Annotated in this window: 2 protein-coding genes; both read left to right on the top strand. The window is 30.7% G+C overall.

Annotated elements, in window-relative coordinates:
- Positions 1-341: EamA family transporter (locus ACF91D_RS29865; RefSeq protein WP_392438340.1), on the top strand; the 341-nt coding region annotated here is incomplete at its 5' end.
- Positions 342-918: 577 nt separating this feature from the next.
- Positions 919-2,067 (top strand): alcohol dehydrogenase catalytic domain-containing protein, encoded by a 1,149-nt coding sequence (locus tag ACF91D_RS29860; protein WP_011303359.1) that lies wholly within the window; start codon positions 919-921, stop codon positions 2,065-2,067.
- Positions 2,068-2,298 lie beyond the last annotated feature (231 nt).

Raw genomic sequence — 2,298 nt, 5'->3', positions numbered from 1 at the left:
TTGGGTGGGGGATGTTAATCGCAGGTGTATTTTCCTTTTTATTAAATTTAAATTTAAGTATTCAAAGTTTTATTGAAAGCTTAACAATCACAACAACTGTTATGTTATTAGGTGTGATTATAAGTGGAACTCTTTCATTTCTTCTTTATATCGGAAGTTTAAAGTATTTATCCCCATCTGAAACGAGCATTTTATCCAGTATAGAACCTCTTGTTGCAATCATCATTTCAATTACTTGGTTAAATGAATCCTTTGGATACTATCAACTAGTAGGCGGACTATTTATTATTATAGCTGTCGTAGCTGTAACTACACCGAAAAAAAGTAAGTATGAAAATTAAACAAATTTTTCAAAATTTTTAAGCTATAAAGTAGTATAAAAAAGATACTTCTTTATAAAGAGTGTCTTAACCATTTCAAAACATGCTCGTTAACGAATATATCTTGATCTATACATTTTTTATCTCTCTTTTCTTAAGAGGTACTTTATATTTTCGAGAATCTTGCCATAGTTTGTAAGTAACTTAATTTCCCAAAAAGTAGCAATAACATAATGTGCATTTAAATTATCAGCTTTTAAAAGCAATAAACATTAAAATCCTTCGCTTTTCAGATTTTTATTTCGGTTTAAGAAAACACACAAATTCTTCTTTAAAATCAGCAATTACTTATAAATGGTTCAAAACTGTATAGTTACTTTTAGGTAAATCTTTAATTTTATTCTAGTATAGTATATTGCTTACGTGTATTAAACTTATCTATAATTACTTTTTAATTAATTTTGGCTAAATAAATACGATGTTTGGCATTTTGCTACATATGAACTAACAATTTTCTGAAAAGAGTAATAAATCAATTTATTCCTCTGAGTTTACATTATAATACCAAGGGTAAAATCTTTAGAGGAGGATGGTACAAATGAAAGCAGTTACTTATCAAGGTCATAAAAATATGGAAGTGCGTGAAGTACATGATCCAATAATAGAAGAATCAACGGATGCAATTATAAAAATAACAGCTTCAGGTATATGTGGTTCTGATTTACATCTTTACCATCAAGGTGATTTATTTATGGATCCTGATTTTGTTATTGGACATGAGCCAATGGGAATTGTAGAAGAAGTAGGAAAAGAGGTTAAAACCTTAAAAAAGGGAGATAGAGTAGTTATACCTTTTAACATAGGTTGTGGCGATTGTTTCTATTGTAATAATGAAATGGAGTCTCAGTGTGATAATTCTAATCCATCACCGGCAAGTTGGAAAATGAATAATGGTGGACTCTTCGGTTTTGGTGGCATGCACGGAAACCACTGGGGAGGTCAAGCAGAGTATTTGAGAGTCCCATTTGCCGATTTCTCCTCTTTCAAAGTTCCAGATAGTGATTTGAAAGACGAACAAGTATTATTTTTATCTGATGTGGTCCCAACAGCTTATTGGAGTGTTGAACATGCAGGCGTAAAATCTGGAGATACCGTTATTGTTCTCGGTTGTGGCCCAATCGGTTTAATGGCACAAAAATTTGCTAAATTAAAAGGCGCTGAACGTGTTATTGCCATTGACAATGTAGAACATAGATTAAACCATGCCAAAAAATCCAATGGCGCTGAAGTATATAATTTTTCTAAAGAAGATAATATAGGAAAATTACTTCATGAAAGCACACGCGGTGGTGCAGATGTCGTTATAGATTGTGTTGGAATGGATGGCCAAGTTGCTCAAGATGATTTAGAGATAAGTTCAAATTCAGCGCAACGAGGTAACATTAGTCCCATTATTACAGCAGCTGAATCAGTAAGAAAATTTGGAACGATTCAATTAACTGGTATTTACGGTACACCTGCAGACAATTTTCCAATAGATTTAATTTTCAATAGAGATGTCCAAGTAAAAAGTGGACAAGCGCCAGTTATTCATCAAATGCCAAAATTATATGAAATGATTAAAAATGAGGTTTTTGATCCAACAGAAATTATAACTCATACCATGCCTTTAGAAGATGCAAAACAAGCGTATGATATTTTCGATCAGAAAAAAGATAATAATATTAAAGTAATTCTAAAACCATAATAATAAATATATAAAGAAGTCTATATACTGGTTATAATCTGTATATAGACTTCTTTATTAATTTCATGTGATAATTTTCAGAACCGCTAAGTTTCAAAATTTCTAAATCTAACCAATGCTCTATGAAAATATGAAACAATTTTAATCATTTGCTATATAAAGTTTCAAATGCTTAGATGTTAATGTTTTATTCTCTTTAACAAAGTTTATAGGATAGCCACTAAATTGTAC

It is taken from the genome of Staphylococcus sp. 231237_7MaSpsaltlick, from assembly GCF_043107035.1.
Note: the sequence above shows the minus strand (reverse complement) of the source record. Positions and strands in the feature narration are given on the sequence as shown.

Bases quoted from the DNA above. Each gene is read 5' to 3' on its own strand.
- ACF91D_RS29860 (WP_011303359.1), top strand. From the start codon at position 919: ATGAAAGCAGTTACTTATCAAGGTCATAAAAATATGGAAGTGCGTGAA.